The sequence below is a fragment of the Scytonema sp. HK-05 genome, from assembly GCF_963872035.1.
GTDB lineage: Bacteria > Cyanobacteriota > Cyanobacteriia > Cyanobacteriales > Nostocaceae > Kalymmatonema.
Genome location: NZ_CAWMYC010000156.1, coordinates 23,517 through 43,240, shown reverse-complemented (window position 1 = coordinate 43,240; position 19,724 = coordinate 23,517). Strand labels below are relative to the sequence as shown.

Here is a 19,724-nt window from a genome sequence, read left to right as displayed (position 1 = left end):
AGCGGTAGTGGCATTGACGTTAGGGGAGCCAGTGGCAGTATTCGATTGCTTGCCCAAAACATTGATATCTCCAAAAGTGTACTTGATATTGGGATTAAGAGCGATTCGAGATTACCCAATACCCAAGCCGGAGATATTGATCTGAATGCAACTGGCTCTATCACAATCAGCATGAGCGCCTTGGAAAACTTGTTATCTGGACACGGAAGTATCGGTAGCGTCAATCTAAGTGCGGGCGATCGCGTCTCTTTGGATCTCGCTCTTGTAGTCAATTTCGTGCAACCAACTGGTGTCGGTAACACTGGCGATATCAACATCACCACCGGGTCGCTTTCTCTCACCAACGCTCAACTGCAATCCGAAACAGATGGACAGGGAAATACAAGCAGTGTGAATATTAATGCTCGCGATACCGTCTCTTTTGATGGTTACGGTGGTGTATACAATCTCACGCGCTCAACTGGTATCGGTAACGCTGGCGATATCAACGTCGCTACGGGATCGCTTTCTCTCACCAATAACGCTAACCTGACTTCTTTCACGACTGGACAGGGAAATGCAGGCAGTGTGAATATTAATGCCCGCGATACCGTTTCTCTCAGAGGGCGCGCTGGACTGCTTTCCTACACGGCTGGACAGGGAAATGCAGGCAGTGTGAACATTAATGCCTACAATACCATTTCTTTGGATAACAGTACTGTATACAATATCGTAGTTTCTGGCATCGGTAAACCTGGCGGTATCAACATCACTACAGGATCGCTTTCTCTCACTAATGGCGCTCAACTGTTTTCCGTCGCCCTTGGACAGGGAAATGCAGGCAGCGTGAATATCAATGCCCGCGATCGCGTCTCTATTGATGGTGAGTACTCCGCAGAAATCATCAGCGGTGGACGCAGCATTGGTAGTGCCTATAACACCAGCAGTATCTTCACGGCAGTGCAGTCAAGAGCTGTGGGTCAAGGCGGAGACGTTAATATAACAACTGGCTCACTGTTTCTGGCCAACGGGGGTGCCGTGAATACTTCCACGGCTGGGCAGGGAAATGCTGGTCGCGTCACCATTAATGCTCGTGACTCTGTACAGATTAGTGGCACAGCCCCTACTCGTACCGACTACCCCAGTCAGGTGTTTACCTCGGTGAAACCAGGAGCTGTGGGAAGTGCAGGTAATATCGATATCACAGCGCTTAAGCTCTCACTGCTTAATGGAGCGCAACTCGCTGCTGCCACCGCTGGAGAAGGAAGAGCTGGCAATGTCACACTTACTGCCGACACGGTGGGTTTGAGTAGTGGCGGGCAAGTGCTGACCACAACGAATAGTAACAGTCGTGCTGGTGACATCACAATTAATACTCCCGACCTCCAACTATCAGGGGCAACCAGTGGTCTATTTGCTGGAACCACCAGTGCCGGGAATGCTGGTAACTTGACGATTCAGCCACGAGGAAACGGGCAAAATGTCCAGGTGAACCTGCAATCCGGCGCACAAATCTCTGCCTCCACTTCCGGCGGTGGTCATGGGGGACAGCTAACGATTACTGCCCCAGAGTCAATCACGCTCACAGGGGATGGTTCGGTCATTGCCGCCGGGACGGGTGGTAGTGGCAATGGTGGCAACTTAAATCTCCGCACAGGCACCCTCGGCATTCAAAACCAAGCAGAAGTCACCGTCAGCAGTTCCGGCAAAGGTAGTGCTGGTTCCTTGTTCGTGGATGCCAATCAAATCTATCTCAACAATACTGGCAGCATCCGCGCCGACACGAATGGTGGCGGTGGGGGCAATATCAATCTGCGATCGCCTTTAATTCTGTTGCGCAATGGCAGTAACATCACGACAAACGCCACAGGCAGCAACATTCCTGGTGGCAATATTGGGATTGATACCCGGTTTCTGGTGGCTGGCAAGAGTGAAGATAGCAATATCAGCGCCAATTCTGAAGATTTTCGCGGTGGGAATGTCAGCATCAATGCCTATTCGATTTTTGGCATTCAACCGCGTCTTCAGCCCACCCCCAGTAGCGACATCACCGCCACGGGAGCGACCGATGCCTTAAGTGGCACGCTTGATGTCACCACAGCAGGAATTGACCCGGCGGCTGGTTTAGTTGAATTACCGACTGACTTTGCCGACCTGTCGCGGTTGATTGCGACTGGCTGTCCTGCTAACCAAGGCAATTCCTTCGTCATCACTGGTCGCGGTGGCTTGCCTCCCACTCCTGAGCAGGAATTGGACGATGATGCCGAGTGGCAAGACCGACGCAGACTAACAGTTCCTCAGCAAAACGAAAAGCTGCCCACACCCCATACCCCAACCACTCACACCCCAAACCCCAAATCTCACACCCCAATCATCGAAGCAACCGGATGGCAGATAACTCCCACAGGAGTTGTCATCCTGGTTGCCACCACACCTGAGCCAACGGTGCAGCATCCGTTGAAGGAGCCAGTTACCTGCCAACGCAGGCAGTAAACTGTTTAATTGCTTATCTTGCATAGTCTTATTGTGCAAAACTTGAGATAATGATACTCACAAGAGCGAAGAACAGATATCTGCTGATGTCAGTACAAAGAATGTGTATACACATTTGGCTCGCAACTTTGAAATGCTGCATTTTGCCATTTCAACTACGCTAGGGGGTTTCATACCGAACACAGGCAATCATCATGGCGTTCAAGCAGGGATTGCCAATTTGTAAAAGCGCGATTGCTGCTTGAAGCGCAGGGCAATCATGCAATCATCCCTCTTGAGCCGCGTAAGGCGCGATGGGCTTCGCCCCGCCGTAGGCATCGCATCGAACAATCGTCATGCTGGAGGCAAGACAAGATGAGCAGGTGGCATCTAAATACATCGGTTTTGATGGGTAGTGCTGTGTGGGTACTCAGTTGTGTTCAACCGATCGCCGCTCAAGTCGTTCCCGATAACACACTGCCAGTGGGAGAGCAAACGCAAGTCACAGGTAATCCCAATTTTCAGATTGACGGCGGCGCAAGGCGGGGTGGCAATCTGTTCCACAGCTTTCAATCGTTTTCGGTGCCGACTGGCGGTTCTGCGTTCTTCAACAATGCAGCAGATGTGCAGAACATTTTCAGCCGCGTTACGGGTGGATCAATCTCGAATATTGATGGCTTGATTCGGGCAAATGGTACGGCGAATCTGTTCTTACTCAACCCGAATGGCATTCTGTTTGGTGCAGGTGCCCGACTCAATATTGGCGGCTCGTTTGTTGCCAGTACCGCCAACAGCATCAACTTTGCCGATAATTTTCAGTACAGCGCCACCAATCCCCAAACTACACCCTTGCTGACTATCAGTACGCCCATTGGGCTGCAATTTGGACCGAATCCGGGAGGCATTCGCGTCCAAGGTACGGGTCACAATCTAGCTGGCGAATTTTTGTCACCAATTACAGGAGCGGGTAGCAGCCTAACTGGCTTACGAGTACCGCCAGGTCAGACCTTAGCCTTAGTAGGGGGTGATGTTGCCTTAGAGGGTGGACTGCTTACAGCACCAGGGGGGCGGATTGAATTAGGTAGTGTAGCCAGTGGTGTTGTCAGCCTCAGCCCAACTGCCTCTGGTTGGACTTTGGGCTATGGAAGTGAGCAAAGCTTTCAAGATATTCGTTTGTCTCAAACGGCATTAGCCGATGCTAGTGGTGTTAGTGGTGGTGATATCCAGCTTGCTGGTAGACAAATCGTGCTGAGTGATGGCTCATCAGTTTTAATTGAAAACCAAGGCACCCAACCAGCAGGAAACATCAGTGTCAATGCTTCTGAGTCTCTAGAACTAAGTGGAGTCATACCCAATAATCTATTTGCAAGTAGCCTGGTCAACGATGCTGTGGGCGTTGGCAGTGGAGGAAACATTGCCGTTTCAACCAAGCGTCTGGTTATTCAGGGCGGAGCACAACTAATTACTGACACTTACAGTACTGCCACAGCAGGCAACATCAGAGTGAACGCTTCTGATTCTGTGCAAGTGAGCGGGTTTGCACCTTTTTATCCTGCCATTATCAGCGTTATCGCTGCGTCAAGTTTCAGTTCTGGACGGGCAGGAGATGTCACAGTATCAACCGGGCGGTTGACTGCTAATGATGGAGGAAACGTGACATCTGTCACCTTTGGAACTGGTAAGGGAGGAGACGTGACGGTGAACGCAAATGGTTCTATAGAACTGGTTGGAGTGATCCAAAATCTTTTTACGCCGAGTAGCCTTTCTGCATCAACGTTCAATGCTGGAGATGCTGGCAACTTAACAATCAACACACCAAAGTTAGTGATTCGAGACGGCGGAATTGTTGCTGCTTCTAGCTATGCCAATGGTATAGCTGGAAGTGTCACGATCAATGCTGCTGAGTCTGTAGAGGTCAGTGGCACAGTTCCAGGGTCTCGAAATCCTACTCAGATCATCTCCTCTACCAATATTGTGGACACAACGTTACAACAGCTTTATAACCTACCTCTAGTACCGCGTGGGACTTCTGGAAACGTGACGATTAATACTGGGAGGTTGAGCGTCACTGATGGTGCTTTAGTCAACGTCAAAAATGATGGGTCAGGTAATGCTGGGGCATTGCGGGTTGAAGCGAACGTTATCTTTCTAGACAATCAAGCTGGTATCACGGCAGCAACCGCCTCTGGGGAAGGTGGCAACATTGACCTTAACGTGCGGGATGTCTTGCTACAGCGAAACAACAGTCCGATTACAGCATCTGCTGCTGGCACGGGCAATGGTGGCAACATCAGGATTAATACGTCCTCACTCGTCGCCGTCGATAACGAAAATAGCGACATCCGTGCCAACTCTGTTAACGCCCGTGGCGGCAACGTCACCATCAACGCAGATGGCATCTTTGGCATCCAGTTTCGCCCTCAAGACACGCCTAGTAGCGACATCACGGCTACTGGAGCCAGTTCTGCTCAAAGTGGCACTGTCCAACTCAACATCGAACAACTTGACCCCTCCTCCGGCTTAGTCGAACTGCCCACGACTGTAGTTGATGTATCTCGCCTGATTGTTACTGGCTGTCCCGCTAACGAAGGCAATTCCTTCGTCATCACTGGGCGGGGTGGCTTACCACCCACTCCTGAGCAGGAATTGGACGATAATGCCGAGTGGCAAGACCGACGTAGACTAGTCGTTGCTCAGCAAACCCCACAGCAGCCCACAGCAGCCCACACCCCAACCACTCACACCCCAAACCCCAAATCCCACACCCCAATCATTGAAGCAACCGGATGGCAGATAACTTCCGCTGGAGAAGTCATCCTGGTTGCCACCACACCAGATCCAACGGTGCAACATCCGTTGAAGGAGCCAGTTAATTGCATTGGCAAGCAGTAAAGTCAGCTTTACCAAAAACTTTTGTAAGTTGACGAAAGAATAAGGGTTTGGGGCGACGTTTCTGGTACTGACCAGAGCGATTGCGCTCTGTGCAGACGCAAGCGGGCGTATTGCTTACCTCAACGGGAGAACTGATGTACAACCCTATTGCTCAAAAAGCAGATAATACCAAGTTGTCTTTGCTCGTATTATTTGCTTGCAAGCCAGTCCAGTAGGGAGCTTAACTCCAAACAAGACAAACTTTGGCAACTTCGTATAATGCGGGCATTCTGGCAGATTGTAGACACGGGCGTCAAATCAACGCATGGTAAGCCTTCTAGAAATCTTTTCGGTAAAGCTGACTGTACAGATTGAGCATCATGTGTATGAACGCGGTTTTTGTACGGAGAAAATCAGCGAGATTGGGATCGCGGCTGTGCAGGACTTGGGGCGGGTGTGGAGGACTTGACGGGGCGTGGGACGGGGCGGGGCGATAGAGACGGGCGTGGAGAACTTGAGCCGGGTTTGACAGACCTAGACAGGCGTATAGCGGCTATGGGTTTTTGAACATTAGTTTGAAACTGTTCAGTAAAAGCTGTAGTTGGAGCAATCATCAAACCAACTGCTAACAGACTAAAGGTAAAAGACTTTTTCAACATTTTTCTGAACCTCTTTCTAAGTTGTCTTTTTGCATTTTTGTGCTGTTTGTCATCTGACTTTTCACGTCATATGGAAAAACTAACGTGAAGCCCTTCCCCTATAAGAGAGTATAAGTGGGGTTTTTCAAATACTGTGAAAAGTCAATTTTGTCAGAGGATGAATACCACTGATGTTTAAAAACCTGAACTTAGATATTGCATCTAAATTGTTATCAATGTTTGCATGAATTCAATATAGGTAATTGACTCTAAGAAGTCATCCACTCATAGTAGAAACTTTTTCACAATAGAATGATTGATAAATTAGTCGCTCTTAAAATGGAAGGTTGACTCCAACTAAAGTACGTAATACTCTGAATGTCAGTAGACTGAAAAGTTTTTTAAAAGACTTAAGCGCCCTTCATTTGAGCCGAGACTTTACCATCTGGCGAAATTTTCACCTGCTTGGGCTTCTCGATCCCATAGTCAACGAAGTTCTCCAACGGTGCTGGTAGAAGCGACCGGATGGCGGATTAGCCCCACGGGAGAGGTCATGCTTGTCGCCGATACGTCCGAACCAACCTTGCAGTATCCGTCAAATCGGTTAAGAATGTGTAAGGGGAGGTCATGAATTGTTTTCTACCATTTAAAGTAAAAGTGACGCTCCTACACCTACAATGTAGGTATAGATTTCTAGCATATTTTATCTTTCCAGAACTTCCTTATTGTGAGGAACGCGCTCTACCCCACTTGTCTTTTCAAAAAAAATTTAGCTAAATTGCTTATCTTGCTTTGTTTTATTCTACAAAATCTGTGATGACAATACTAGTGACATCTCCCCCACCATAATCTATTGATTTGGTGGAGGCTTCCCAAAACTTACGCTTTAGATTTCCTGGTTACTCTCTTACGAGATTTCGACACTTGTCTAGGGACTTCCAAATTAAAAAATATCCAATTTTTTTTTGTGGGATGGGCATCTTGCCCGTCCTATAAACTGGGCGGGCTGGACAGCCCAACGCCAGTCGCCTCTGTCGGGAAACCGTTCGGCTGAGCGCTCACGGCGAAGCCCTCCTGGAGCTTACGCTCCCCCACACAAGATTGGATAATTTATTTGTTGGAAATCCCTTATAGCCGTGGGGAGTGTCAAATCAGCAACAAACAAGCAGCACAACGAGATGAACGGGGGGCACTTGAACAGGCGAATTCATCAGGGAAAGTCGGTATTGCAGAGCCTCTTCTTAAAAAGGGGATGGCTGACATTTCTTCGAGTCGCTTTGGTGGGACTGCTGATCGCTATCAGCCTCCATGCTTCAATTGCTGTTGCGGTAGACAAGACTGGCGACTTGATTAAGGGCGACAATAAAAGGCAGCAGGTAGAAATTACGTCAAATTCCTTTGATAAGGCTGCGACTGCTTCACCTGCTCAAGTGGTGCAACAGGCAGAAGAGCGTTATCAAGCAGGACAATATTCAGAGGCGATCGCTCTTTGGCAACAAGCAGCGACAATTTATGACAGCAAAGGCGATCGCCTCAATCAAGCGCTCGTTCTCAACTTCCTTGCCACAGCCTTTGAAGATCTGGGACAGTGGACTCAAGCGAATGAGGCGATCAACCACGCGATTTCGCTGCTAAACACTCAAAATTCAGCCCAAAATTCAGATACTTCACACGTTCTCGCCCAAGTCCTCACCGTTCAAGGAAAATTACAACTAGCTCAAGGCAAAGCCTCAGAAGCCTTGCAAACTTGGCAAAATGCTGAAGCGGCTTACCGGAAAGCGAATGATACCAACGGTATACTCGGTAGCAAAATTAACCAGGCTAGAGCCTTCCAGACACAGGGACTTTACAGGCGAGCTACTACTCTTCTGACTCAAGTAGAACAATCCCTTGAAAAGCAGCCCGATTCGCGTCTCAAGGTGACTGGTTTACGAAACCTTGGCAAAATTTTGAGATTAGTAGGCAATGTGGCGAAATCTCGGACTGTTTTGCAGCAAAGCTTGGCGATCGCTGAGAAACTCCAAGACAAAACGCAAGTTCCCTCAAATCAATTTGCCTCAGATATGAGTGGCATTCTACTGAATTTGGGAAACACTGCTCGTGCCCAAGGAGAGAAAGATGCCGCTTTAACATTTTACCACAAAGCAGTAACCACCGCTCCCTCGCTCACAGCAAAAACTCAAATTCAGCTTGTGCAGTTAAGCCTACTGGTTGAAGCAAATCGATGGGCGGAAGGTCAACGCTTGTTGCCTCAAATTCAATCTCAGCTTGCTGAGTTGCCACCGAGTCGCCTAACTGCCTATGCTCGAATCAATTTGGCTCAAAGCTTAGTAAAGATGAGGAGCAAGGCAGGGAGAACTGGGGGAGTTGGGGAAGCTTTATCCTCTCATCTCCTCAGTACCTCAGCTCACGAACTAGCGACTGCTATCCAACAAGTTCGCTCGTTTGGCGATCGCCGTGCCGAATCCTATGCCCTTGGTACTCTGGGAAACCTGTATGAAAGCACCCAGCAATGGGGTAGCGCTAAAAGCGTAACAGAACAAGCCCTCAGCTTGGCTCAGTCAATTGATGCGGCTGACATTTCCTATCAGTGGCATTGGCAGCTAGGACGAATTTTTTGTCAAGGCACAGAGCCGTGTAACTCCACTGAAAATCTGCAAAGTGCAACCTCTGCGTATGGAGAAGCAGTCAAAACGCTCCAATCTCTCCGTAGTGATCTCGTCGCCATCAATCAAGATGTACAGTTTTCGTTTCGGGAAAACGTGGAACCTGTCTATCGACAGTTTGTTGAGCTTTTACTCACCCTATCTCCGGGAAGTTCGGGGGGTGAACCCAGCCAGAAAAACCTCAAACAAGCTCGCGAGGTCATTGAAGCGTTGCAGTTGGCAGAACTCGACAACTTTTTCCGCGAAGCATGTGTCAATGCTCGCCCTGTAGAAATTGACCAGATTGATCCACAAGCTGCTGTCATCTACCCGATCATTCTGCCCAACAAGTTCGCTGTTATCTTGTCCTTCCCTAACCAACCCTTGCGTTATCACCAGACACCTCTGGCTGAAGCGAAAGTGGAGCAAATCTTAAACCAAATGCGCCAATCTCTTAGACCCACAGCCTTTGTGGAAGATTGGTTGCCCGTTGCTCAACAAGTTTATAATTTGCTTTTGCGTCCTCAAAAGTCTCAGTTAGAGGCGAGTGGCGTAAAAACCCTCGTGTTTGTTCCAGATGGCTTACTCCGCAATTTGCCAATGGCAACGCTCCACGATGGTAAGCAGTATCTCATTGAAAAGTATAGCATCGTGCTAACCCCCGGTTTACAACTGCTTGGGCCCCAACCCCTAGAAAGCCAGCGTTCTAGAGGATTATTAGCAGGGCTAAGTCAAGCTCGTGAGAGTTTTCCGGCATTGCCGAATGTTATGGTTGAAATTAAGCAAATTGAAGCAGAAATTCCCGCTCAGGTGCTTCTCAATCAATCGTTTACCAATCGAGCGTTTCAAAACCGGGTTGATTCCACTCGTGTGTCAATCGTTCACCTGGCAACGCATGGTCAGTTTAGTTCTAATGTTGACGATACCTTTATCTTGACCTGGGATGGACGTCTTAACGTCAAACAATTGGACCAACTGCTGCGTTCTAGAGAGGGAAAACTCCGCCCAATCGAATTGCTGGTACTGAGCGCCTGTCAAACGGCGGCGGGTGATCAGCGGGCTGCATTAGGAATGGCTGGTTTTGCTGTACAATCGGGAGCACGAAGTACTATTGCCTCCTTATGGTCAGTAAGCGATCGCTCTACAGCATCGCTAATGATTTCGTTCTATCAAGAGTTAAGTAAGCCTGGCGTGACGAAAGCCGAAGCTCTGCGTCGTGCTCAAGTAGCTTTGTTGCACCAAGACGATTACAATTCCCCTTACTATTGGGCACCGTTTGTTCTCTTAGGAAATTGGCTGTAATCTAGCGCAATTCAATTGAATGAAGTACAGAATTATCTGTGTCTGGTGAGTGTTCATTTGTGGTTGATTATTTCTTTATTATACCTGACCCAATTACAAACCGCTATAAACCCTATGTATCGCATAAAACACTTATTGTGTACTGCTTCCCTTGGAGTTGCCCTGGCTGTAGAATTGGCGTTAAGCGTAGCTCTGCCGCAGGCAATCGCTCTTAGTACAGCAATGCTTATCGTACCCAGTGTTCTGGCAGCAGATCTGGATGCGCTTGAACAGCCGCAAGTCTCAAAGGTCAAGAATGCAAACCCCAAGCCAAGCAATCCTCCCCCTCCACCTAAGAATCCTGGTAGCTCAGCACCCGGAGGACGGCGTGACCGAAGTGCCTGTCCTCAAGATACTGAAGCGGCAACAACAGGTCCAATCCTGACTGCTCTCAGCCCAACAACCAAACCAGGCTTAACTCTAGCAGAGCGTCCAACATTTTTCGTATACGTGCCAAAAACCAGCGCTAAAACCGCAGAATTTAGTTTACGTAATCAAAATGGTAGCGGTCTATATCGGACAACGCTTACCTTGACCAATACCCCTGATATTGTCAGCATCAGCTTACCATCTAACGCACCGCCTTTAGAGATTAAGAAGCGATATATGTGGTCGTTTGCGGTAATTTGTAACCCGAGCGATCGCGTTGAAGATCAATTTGTCACAGGCACCGTTCAACGAACCGAACTCGATCCAACTCGCTTGCGCCAAATTGAGCAAGCACCTCTCAAACAACGCGTCTCATTATACCAGAAAGCTGACATTTGGTACGATGCCCTCCCCATCCTATTGGAGCTACGGCGCACCCAACCGAATGACCCAAGCATCAGCGCAGCTTGGCGCGAATTCCTGCAATTTGGTGGAGTCGATGGCATGATTGATAATAAGTGAAAAGATAATAAGTGAAAAGATAATAAGTGAAAAGATAATAAGTAAAACACTAGAGAGAACTCGCCTTGAGCGATCGCATTCATCCTATGTGGGCAAAGCTGAAACGGCAAATCTGGCGATGGCGCGGGGTGCTGATAACTGTTCCCAGCATTGCTGGAGGATTGCTGATTTTGCGGTTAACAGGTGCACTACAGCTCATGGAGCTAGTGGCGCTTGACCAGATGTTTCGTCTACGCCCCTTTGAACCTCCCGACCCTCGAATTGTCCTGGTTACGGTTGATGAATCAGATATTAAGCACCTAGGACGTTGGCCCATGTCTGATGCAGTGCTAGCTCGCTTAATCTCATCGCTCAAACAACAGCAGCCCAGAGTGATTGGTCTTGATATCTTTCGAGATTTACCCGTAGAGCCTGGTCATCAAGAATTAGTCAAGGTTTTCAAGTCTACACCCAATTTAATTGGGATTGAGAAAGTGATTAAAACGGCTCAAGGTGAGGTTATTCAAGCACCACCCATGTTAAAACAGCGTGATCAAGTCAGTGCAAGCGATCTCGTGTTAGATGCTGATGGCAGGATTCGCCGCAGTTTGCTGTATTTGAGAACTCAAGACGATCAATCGATATTGACGCTTGGAGCGCAGTTAGCGTTTGCGTATCTTAAGGCTCAAGGCATCACCCGCCAACCTATTGACTCTAATCAGAATCAGTTTCGGTTGGGTGGAGCAGTATTTACTTCGTTGCAGCCAAATGACGGAGGTTATGTTGGTGTTGATAATGGAGGATATCAAATTATATCATACTTTCCCAGGCTTAGGAATGACTTCCGCACGGTTTCGATAACGGATGTGTTACAGGGACGAATGCCACGGGATTTAGTGCGCGATCGCATTGTTGTCATTGGGTTAACGGCAGAGAGCATTGAAGATCGCTTTTTCACGTCCTACACCACTGACTCAATTGCAGCACCTGCTGGTGTTCAAGTTCATGCTTTGTTAACAAGTCAATTGTTAAGTGCTGCCTTAGATGGACGCCCTGTACTTCATGTTTGGTCAGAACCCTTGGAGTGGCTGTGGATAATTCTTTGGTCAACGATTGGAGCGGTCTTAGGTTGGACATCGCCTTCTCCTCGACGGACAGCATCTGGAGTTTTTCTCTTTGGCATCGCTCTTTTAGGCAGTGCATATATGCTGTTTCTAGCAGGTTGGTGGCTCATTATCGTTCCACCCCTCCTTGCTTTAGTAGGATCTGCGATTACGAGCAATGGCTACCTGCTGTGGGAAAATCTTAAGGAGCATGCACGAACACTGGAACAAAAAGTGCAAGAGCGTACCCTGAGATTAGAACAGGAAATCGTTGAACGAAAACAGGCGCAAGAAACGCTGAGTCAACAGAAACAACTCTTACAAACGATTGTTGACCATATCCCTGTGATGATTACGCTTCATGATGGACAGGGGCGAGTAGAGTTCGTTAATCGTCAGCTAGAACAGATCTTGGGATGGTCAACCACAGATCTGAATAATATTGACCTGATTGCTGAATGCTGCCCTGATAAGGAGCAGCGTCAGCAAGTTTTAGACCATATGTTAGCCGCTACTGGAAAATGGTTAGACTTAAAAATTAGAACCAAAGACGATCGCTTTGTAAACACCTCTTGGGCAAATGTTCAGCTTTCTCATCGCCTGTTTGTTGGTATTGGACAGGATATTAGCGAACGGCTTGACGCCGCGCTACGCGAACGCAAATTGGCTCAAGAAGCATCTATTATAGAAGAACGCAACCGTATGGCACGGGAAATCCACGATACCCTAGCGCAAGCTTTTACTGGTATTCTGCTTCATGTCGGAGCAGCTTGTGAGGTAATGGCGAAAAACTCGAATGCTGCACAGGTACACATTGAAACGGTAGATGAGTTAGCTCGAACTGGACTTGCTGAAGCCCGGCGATCCGTTGCCGCACTTCGCCCACAATTCCTAGAGGAGGGCGACTTGTACAGTGCTCTCAACCGTCTTACGACTCAAATGAAATCATCTAGCGATACCCACCTCATCTGCGAGGTGATTGGCACGGCATATCCTCTATCACCGAATGTTGAGAACAACTTACTGCGGATTGGACAAGAAGCATTGACAAATGCTATCAAATACGCAAAAGCCAACGAAATCCGTATTGAGTTGGTGTATGAGCACACACAGTGCCTTTTGCGGGTTAAAGACGATGGACAGGGGTTTGAGGTAGACAAGATATTGTTTAGGGGGTTTGGTTTGTTAGGAATGAGCGAACGGGCTGAACGCATTGGAGGTGAATTGATTATTCACACTCAGCCCACTCAAGGTACAGAAATCGTCGTAATTGTGAACCGGGAGTAGGCGTCAGTCAAAGTTGTTTTTTGTCATGTTCATTCGTCGAATCATTCCCATACCCATTGTGGTTTTGCGTCCTGCACCACAGTAGAGAGCAAAATTAGCTAAGGCGTTAATTTGTTTGATAATGAGTGGCTCAATATTTCCCATAATTCGATAGCTAATTTCGCCGACACAGCCAATAAATTTACTACGAGAATCGGCTGCAAGGCTAGTGCGAATATTAAAAAAACTAGGAAAAATGACTTCTGTCAGATTGGGTTCTAAAGAAATACCGCTATATTTATTCCAGCGTTGAAGCAGACTGTTAAACACACATTCTCTTGTTGGTAAAGCAGTGTCAAAATTACCTTGGCGAAAGTTAGTAGGAGTGCAAAAACTTAAAGCAATTTGGCGCTCATTATCAGATGCTTGCTCGTACAATTGAGTGTAGGTAGTCGCATTTGCCCAAGGTTGCGTTAACTGGGGAGTGCCGAAAATGCTGGTAATATACAAATCAGCAGGACCCAAGTGCCAAGGTTGGGCAGGGTTAAGATTAAGCCACAGTTGAGTCAGTTTGCTGCTTAGGGTATCGTCTAGTAGGGAAATACGCCACCAACATGGAGTTCCTATAGGAATGGGTTTTTCATGGTCCCATTGCAAGGTGTGATCTGAGATTCTAGTTCTGTTGGTATGGTTTAATTTAGCTTGTAACGGGCTGATGGTGAAAGCTTTGTCAGCACCAGAGTCGTGGAGGCGATCGCCCAGTTCTCTATCCACCGAACTGACGAGGTTGAGAAACAGGGCGTGGAGATGTCTGCCGGTGAGGAATTGTGATGGAATGGGAGATTGGGGAAGTAGGTTGAGGACTAAGCTGTGAGGCATGGGATTTTTGTAAACTGAAACAACACTGCATAGAGGGGAAGAGTGATGATTATTGTGCCCCGACAAAAATCTCTGGTTCAATGAGCTGAAGATAGCTGTAATATAGCGGTTCTCGGTTTTTTCCAATACCCCCCTTGACAAAAATGCAGTTTTCTTAACCTGTCGCCAATGAGGCAACTGAGACTATAATTACTCTATTGATAGTTTAGTGTTACTGTCTTCAATGGCTGCAAATACGTAATTTTAGGGATTATTTCCTCGTCTTTTGTCAAAATTCATAAAACTCGTCTATGTCAGAAACAGATAACCCATCCGCTACATCTGCAACAACATATTTCTGTCACAACCCCCTAATAAATTCTTTTTCATTTTCAATAGAAACTTTTTAAAGCTAATGGTCCAATTGCAACCTATAAAAGCGCGTATTTTTGCAGTGTTCCAAAACTTGGGCACCCTTGCATTACTGGCGATCGCATTTCCCTTCAACTGCACCGTCGTCTTAGCAGCGTTGCTGTGGAATTTTTTCACCCAACCGTTAAAGAAGCAAGTAGTTTCAAATCAGAATCCCAAAAATATCTTGATCGCTGGCACTAGGATGACCAAAAGCCTTCAGCTAGCGCGTTCATTTCACGCAGCTGGGCATCGAGCCATTTTAGTTGACATCGATAAATACTGGTTAAGTGGTAATCAATTTTCCAACGCTGTCGCTGGCTCTTACACCGTCCCTGATCCGCACAAAGACTTAGAAGGCTACATTGAAGCCCTACGTGCGATCGCCAAAAAAGAAAACATCGACTTTTTTATCCCGGTAGCCATTTTTGCCGTCATCTACTATGACTCCAACGGCAAAGCACCGTTATCAGGGTGTTGTGAGATTTTCCACTTCGATGCTGATGTCACTCAGATGCTGGATGACAAGTTTGCCTTTGCAGAAATTGCGCGATCGTTCGGTTTATCAGTCCCCAAATCCTTCAAAATTACTGCTCCAGAACAAGTTCTAAACTTCGACTTTTCCCAAGAGAAGAATAAGTACATTCTTAAAAGCATCCCCTACGACTCCGTGCGCCGCTTGAACTTGACTAAGCTACCCTGCGACACTCCTGATGTGACAGCAGCATTTGTCAACAGTCTGCCTATCAGTGAGGAGAAGCCCTGGATTATGCAGGAATTCATCCCCGGAAAGGAATACTGCACTCACAGTACCGTGCGAGATGGAGAGTCAAGAATGTACTGCTGCTGTGAGTCATCCGCCTTTCAAGTCAACTACGAAAATGTTGATAAGCCTGAAATTATGCAATGGGCGACTCATTTTGCCAAAGAACTCGGACAAACCGGGCAGCTTTCGTTTGACTTCATCCAGGCTGTTGACGGAACTGTTTACGCAATCGAATGCAACCCCCGCACTCACTCTGCCATTACTATGTTTTACAATCATCCGGGGGTAGCGGATGCCTATCTGGGTAAAGAGCCTCTGGCTGAACCTTTGCAACCTCTTGGTGACAGTAAGCCAACCTATTGGCTGTACCACGAACTTTGGAGGCTGAATGAGATTAGATCGTTAAAGCAACTGCAAACGTGGGTCAAAAATATTTTGCGAGGGAAAGACGCAATTTTTGAGGTGAATGACCCCCTACCCTTCCTGATGGTACATCACTGGCAAATTCCCTTACTCCTTCTCGAAAATCTACGAAGACTCAAGGGTTGGATAAGAATAGATTTTAACATTGGCGAGCTTATCGAGTAAGACTCGTTAGTCATCACACCGACTTTGAGCCACTCCCCTAACTAGAAGTTAGGGGAGTGGCTCAAAGATAGGTAAAAACGCAACTGCCCCAACTCCTCCGGCTAATAAATCAGCCGATAAGTCGTAGGGGCGTTTCGTTTTCACCCGCCTCATATCCCGCCACGCTCACGGAGTACCGTTATAGTGGAGGACTTACGGCGACTTGTTAAATGATTGGGAGTTGTCGCGTAGTGCCATGACAGCAGTGAGTCGTTGCAAAACTCAGAACTCAGATAGGTGAAGTCAGAAAAAGGGAACAGTATAAGTGCGGCTTTCGGTGATTCTGAATTCTGAGTTCTCCCTACACAAATTAAGTGCAGGCTAAATGTATGCTACGGTAGTCGTCGGATAATGGTTAAGCCATCTCGCAGTGGCAACAATACCTGTTCTACACGCGAATCGGCGGCGACAACACGGTTAAACTGAGCAATAGCCTCGCCGTTGGGGGTGCGGTTTTCAGTGGGGAGATAAACTTGTCCTTGAAGTAGAGTGTTATCCACGCAGAGAAACCCGCCAGGAATTAGCAAATCTTTCTCCAACAGTGTTTGAAAGTACTTGACATACTCCCGCTTATCTGCATCAATAAACACAAAGTCAAATGACTCTCTCGCTGCTGCCAGTTTCTGCAAAGTTTCCAGTGCTGGACCCACTTCCACACGAATTTTTGCGCCGTGGGGAGATTCCCGGAAAGCAGCTTGCGCGAACTCTGCAGTGTAAGGGTCTACTTCACAGGCGACGAGTTCTCCATCAGGCGGTAAAGCTTCCGCCATCGCTAATGCAGAATAGCCAGTGAACATACCAACTTCCAGCACTTTCCTAGCTTTGGTCATGTGGATAAACATCTTTAGCGTTTGTCCTTCCACGTGCCCAGAGAGCATTTCCTGCTCTAGTTCTCGGACGGTAGCTCCCTCGTGGAACCTTTGACTCCAACCTTCCTGAGCCGTTTTTTGAGCTAGCGCTGCTAGGGCAGGTGATTCACGGGTGGTACATTCTTCTAAGTAAGGGTCTAGACCTGCTGCCAAAAGCCATGCTTGATTGAGGTTAGCTAGTAGCTCATCAGATGTTTGCTGATTTAATGTCTGCAAAATGGTTTCTAGCTGCTTAGCTAAAATCCCTAACGGCGTAACAGGTCTAGCGCTTGGCTTTTCGACAACTTGAGACATTACATTTCACTCCCGACAAGTTCTGGCTGATGAGCGTCTGGGTACTGTTCTACACCATCTCCGCCACGGGGGTAGGTTTTGCACAGATGCTTATGTTCTGATAATGCTGCTGCTAGTTCATCGCGAGTTAAATCATTGACAAAGAAACAACTTCCAATCGGTCTGGGCATAGCGGCTCGTAGCAGACCGTCTCGTGTTAGGGTAATGGATTGGGTAGCATACCAGGCAAGTTCTTCGTCTAAGAGGGGATGGTCGAGGGCAAGACCGATACGGCTCATCAGACCAAGAATGCGATCGCGTTCTTCTGTGGTTATGTAGCCCCGCCCCGCAGCAATTGTCGCAGATAATGCCATGTCAATATTGACCGCATGACCGTGATAGATAGGCACGCGAGGAGCAAGTTCTAGAGTCGGACTCCAAGTATGACCGTAGGCAATCACGCGATCCAGGTCTAACTCGTGTAGGTTGGGAACTTCCAACTCCAGCATGGTTTTGATAGACTCGTAAGTGACTTGATGCGCCACATCCTTGATTTCTGGCGTTGCGTCAATGTTGCCAAAGTGTGTATGCAGTAGTTCTTCCCCATACTTCTCCAACAAATCGAAAACCTCTTTGTTGGCAACCACTGAAATTTTTACGAGTTCCGCCATACCATTACGCACTTGCGCTGTTGGCAAAGTACCCAGAAACGAGAAATCGAGGAAAACGTTTCGCGAAGCGTGATAAGCACCTAAACGATTTTTCAGCTTCTTGTGGTTCACTGCTACCTTGATAGCAACACTCGCATCAATCAATCCGATCAGAGTCGTTGGAATGCGAATGTAGTTGCTACTGCGGCGGTAAGTAGAACAGGCGAAACCTGCGACATCTGTAATCAGTCCACCACCAACCACTAGCACTGGTTCTTTGCGTACCAGCTTAAATTCAGCAAAAGCATCGATAATCTTCTCGAACGATTCAATCGTTTTGTTTGGCTCAGTGATGGTGATGGGAAAAACCGTCAAGTCAATCCCGTAATGCTTGAAATACTGCTGAATTTGACTGCTGTAGTGTTTATACACATTTTCATCTACAACAGCTAAGCAGCGTCCAAAATCTTTGTAAACTTGTGCTAATTCTGCATTTTCGATTGCGAAAACTCCATTAACATAAATCAAGCTGTACTCAATTTTCTGGTAAGCTTCTACGTGAAAAGCGGTTTTAGTAGCTTCAAACTTTGTTTGGACGGTACTCATTCTTTTTGACCTAAAGTTGACACTATCCCCCAAACAAAATGGGGGACTATTCGCAAGATAGTCGTAACTCCAGTACACTCACAAAACACTTATTCCCTTGGGCAGACTGCTCAATGGATAAGAGAATTGGAGGAGAATAAGGGAACACAATATAATGCTCTCCACCCATATAATTAGGTTTTGAGCATATTTCAGTAATTGATTTGATTTTGATTAGCTGACTAGTGAGCCAAAGAGCGCTGACATCAGGTTAAAATTCCACATTTTGCAGAAAATTCCTCATGCTTTGCTCTGTTGATAGCTATCGAATGGTCATTGTATTTTGACCTCTTTATCAAATTATCACATTTGCTTAAATGAAATTAAGTTTTTTTTCTATTCTCCTCCCAACTATCGGATACAAAGTAACCGAAATGACTCAAAAGTTTCATAAAAATGCGAGAATTTCACTAGACAGCAGCAGTATAAATCGTTTGATATCGTTTGTATTTAAACTACTAATTACCACATCATATGACTCACTCAAATCTACCAGAAGCTATACAAAATATCCTAGATACATACAAAGAGCCGGATGCTGTCTTTAGTGCCTTGGTTGGGGTACTTGGGGAAGTCTTGCAGTGCGATCGCTGTTTCCTTTACCTGAGAAACCCTCAAACCAAACTTGGCAGAGTCCCCTATTGCTGGCGACGAAACCAAGAAATTCCAGAAATCCTAGACCCCGATTGGAAACCAGAACCGGAATCTCTACCTGAAGAAGACCCTCTATTTGCTGCGGCTTTGCGAACTGACCCTTCTGTTTATGTTGAAGATGTAGAAACCGCGAACCCAGAGGTCGTCAACCGGGAGTTTGAGCGCAAGGAGTTTGGACATCGAGCGTTAATTCACTCCCACCTTGTCTGGGACGGTCAACTATGGGGAATTTTGCAACCCTGTGTTTTTGGAAGTCAACGAGTCTGGTCAGAGTTTGACCACGCCGTTGTAACCGAAGTGGAAGGCAAAATAGCACCCCTAGCAGCTGCTTATGTTAAAGCAGCTAATTTTAATTAGGGATGTCAGGGCGGACAGCATTGAAACCCTACTTACTAGGTCGGTTATCCCCCCACTCTGTGATCCCCTATCTCGCCTAGGATTTAGCCACAATTTAAGTAGGGTCATTTCTAAAAAAGCAAACTATGTTTCCGTTTTCTTTTCCTTTTGGGTATAACAACTGCTATACTGGCGAGCCTGTTTCTCGCAAAAGCCGTCTAGAGCGTAAGCTGAGATTTCTCAAGACAATGCGAGATGATTTAGAGACTAAACTTGCTGGTCTAAACGCTGCTATCAGTAATGTTGAGCAGCAGTTAAATCAGGAAGATGTCACTCAAGTGTAAGAAGTGACGGTAAACGTGAATTTCGCCGTGATATAGGCTGACCTCAGGGTTCGTGTTATTAGAGATGTGTATAGTAACTGCACTTCCCTAGTAACACGAACCCTGA

At 47.1% G+C, this 19,724-nt stretch carries 12 protein-coding genes; 9 read left to right on the top strand and 3 right to left on the bottom strand.

All coding sequences use genetic code 11. From position 1 onward, the window contains the following. From AACT52_RS36160 to AACT52_RS36135, 6 genes are all read left to right on the top strand, one after another. A partial coding sequence (locus tag AACT52_RS36160) for a beta strand repeat-containing protein (protein ID WP_198941057.1) occupies nt 1-2,472 on the top strand: 2,472 nt, incomplete at its 5' end. A gap of 354 nt (nt 2,473-2,826) precedes the next feature. Further along, nucleotides 2,827-5,343 carry a two-partner secretion domain-containing protein gene (locus tag AACT52_RS36155; protein WP_073635233.1) on the top strand — a complete coding sequence of 839 codons (2,517 nt, stop codon included), beginning with the start codon at nt 2,827-2,829 and terminating at the stop codon, nt 5,341-5,343. Between the two features lie 378 nt (nt 5,344-5,721). After that, nucleotides 5,722-5,889 (top strand): hypothetical protein, encoded by a 168-nt coding sequence (locus tag AACT52_RS36150; RefSeq protein WP_158054926.1) that lies wholly within the window; start codon nt 5,722-5,724, stop codon nt 5,887-5,889. 1,249 nt (nt 5,890-7,138) lie between these two features. Beyond that, nucleotides 7,139-9,907 (top strand): CHAT domain-containing protein, encoded by a 2,769-nt coding sequence (locus AACT52_RS36145; RefSeq protein WP_083630740.1) that lies wholly within the window; start codon nt 7,139-7,141, stop codon nt 9,905-9,907. Between the two features lie 114 nt (nt 9,908-10,021). Further along, complete coding sequence (locus tag AACT52_RS36140) at nt 10,022-10,837, top strand: DUF928 domain-containing protein (protein WP_143172956.1); 816 nt, start codon at nt 10,022-10,024, stop codon at nt 10,835-10,837. Nucleotides 10,838-10,902: 65 nt separating this feature from the next. After that, entirely contained in the window at nt 10,903-13,206 is a 2,304-nt protein-coding gene (locus AACT52_RS36135; protein ID WP_143172955.1) for a CHASE2 domain-containing protein, read from the top strand. Nucleotides 13,207-13,209: 3 nt separating this feature from the next. Here the strand turns inward: AACT52_RS36135 and cas6 are convergent, their stop codons facing one another. Further along, nucleotides 13,210-14,064 (bottom strand): CRISPR-associated endoribonuclease Cas6, encoded by an 855-nt coding sequence (gene cas6, locus AACT52_RS36130; RefSeq protein ID WP_073635230.1) that lies wholly within the window; start codon nt 14,062-14,064, stop codon nt 13,210-13,212. Between the two features lie 394 nt (nt 14,065-14,458). On the opposite strand from cas6, the gene AACT52_RS36125 reads away from it, so the two are divergent. Then, on the top strand, nt 14,459-15,808 hold the full coding sequence (locus AACT52_RS36125; protein ID WP_073635229.1) for an ATP-grasp domain-containing protein: 1,350 nt from the start codon (nt 14,459-14,461) through the stop codon (nt 15,806-15,808). Nucleotides 15,809-16,179: 371 nt separating this feature from the next. Here AACT52_RS36125 and AACT52_RS36120 read toward each other — a convergent pair whose 3' ends face one another. Together AACT52_RS36120 and AACT52_RS36115 are read right to left on the bottom strand one after the other, a co-directional pair. Beyond that, nucleotides 16,180-17,010, bottom strand: a complete 831-nt coding sequence (locus AACT52_RS36120) for an O-methyltransferase (RefSeq protein ID WP_073635228.1) — start codon at nt 17,008-17,010, stop codon at nt 16,180-16,182. Beyond that, on the bottom strand, nt 17,010-18,245 hold the full coding sequence (locus tag AACT52_RS36115; RefSeq protein ID WP_073635227.1) for a sedoheptulose 7-phosphate cyclase: 1,236 nt from the start codon (nt 18,243-18,245) through the stop codon (nt 17,010-17,012). The genes AACT52_RS36120 and AACT52_RS36115 overlap by 1 nt, the downstream gene beginning before the upstream one ends. Before the next feature lie 513 nt (nt 18,246-18,758). Between AACT52_RS36115 and AACT52_RS36110 the strand changes: the two genes are divergently transcribed. Beyond that, complete coding sequence (locus tag AACT52_RS36110; RefSeq protein WP_073635226.1) at nt 18,759-19,295, top strand: GAF domain-containing protein; 537 nt, start codon at nt 18,759-18,761, stop codon at nt 19,293-19,295. 125 nt (nt 19,296-19,420) lie between these two features. Next, nucleotides 19,421-19,618, top strand: coding sequence for a hypothetical protein (locus AACT52_RS36105; protein WP_069348024.1), 198 nt, complete (start codon nt 19,421-19,423; stop codon nt 19,616-19,618). Nucleotides 19,619-19,724 lie beyond the last annotated feature (106 nt).

Bases quoted from the DNA above. Each gene is read 5' to 3' on its own strand.
- cas6 (WP_073635230.1), bottom strand. From the start codon at position 14,064: ATGCCTCACAGCTTAGTCCTCAACCTACTTCCCCAATCTCCCATTCCA.
- AACT52_RS36140 (WP_143172956.1), top strand. From the start codon at position 10,022: ATGTATCGCATAAAACACTTATTGTGTACTGCTTCCCTTGGAGTTGCC.
- AACT52_RS36125 (WP_073635229.1), top strand. From the start codon at position 14,459: ATGGTCCAATTGCAACCTATAAAAGCGCGTATTTTTGCAGTGTTCCAA.
- AACT52_RS36120 (WP_073635228.1), bottom strand. From the start codon at position 17,010: ATGTCTCAAGTTGTCGAAAAGCCAAGCGCTAGACCTGTTACGCCGTTA.
- AACT52_RS36155 (WP_073635233.1), top strand. From the start codon at position 2,827: ATGAGCAGGTGGCATCTAAATACATCGGTTTTGATGGGTAGTGCTGTG.
- AACT52_RS36115 (WP_073635227.1), bottom strand. From the start codon at position 18,245: ATGAGTACCGTCCAAACAAAGTTTGAAGCTACTAAAACCGCTTTTCAC.
- AACT52_RS36145 (WP_083630740.1), top strand. From the start codon at position 7,139: ATGAACGGGGGGCACTTGAACAGGCGAATTCATCAGGGAAAGTCGGTA.
- AACT52_RS36110 (WP_073635226.1), top strand. From the start codon at position 18,759: ATGACTCACTCAAATCTACCAGAAGCTATACAAAATATCCTAGATACA.
- AACT52_RS36105 (WP_069348024.1), top strand. From the start codon at position 19,421: ATGTTTCCGTTTTCTTTTCCTTTTGGGTATAACAACTGCTATACTGGC.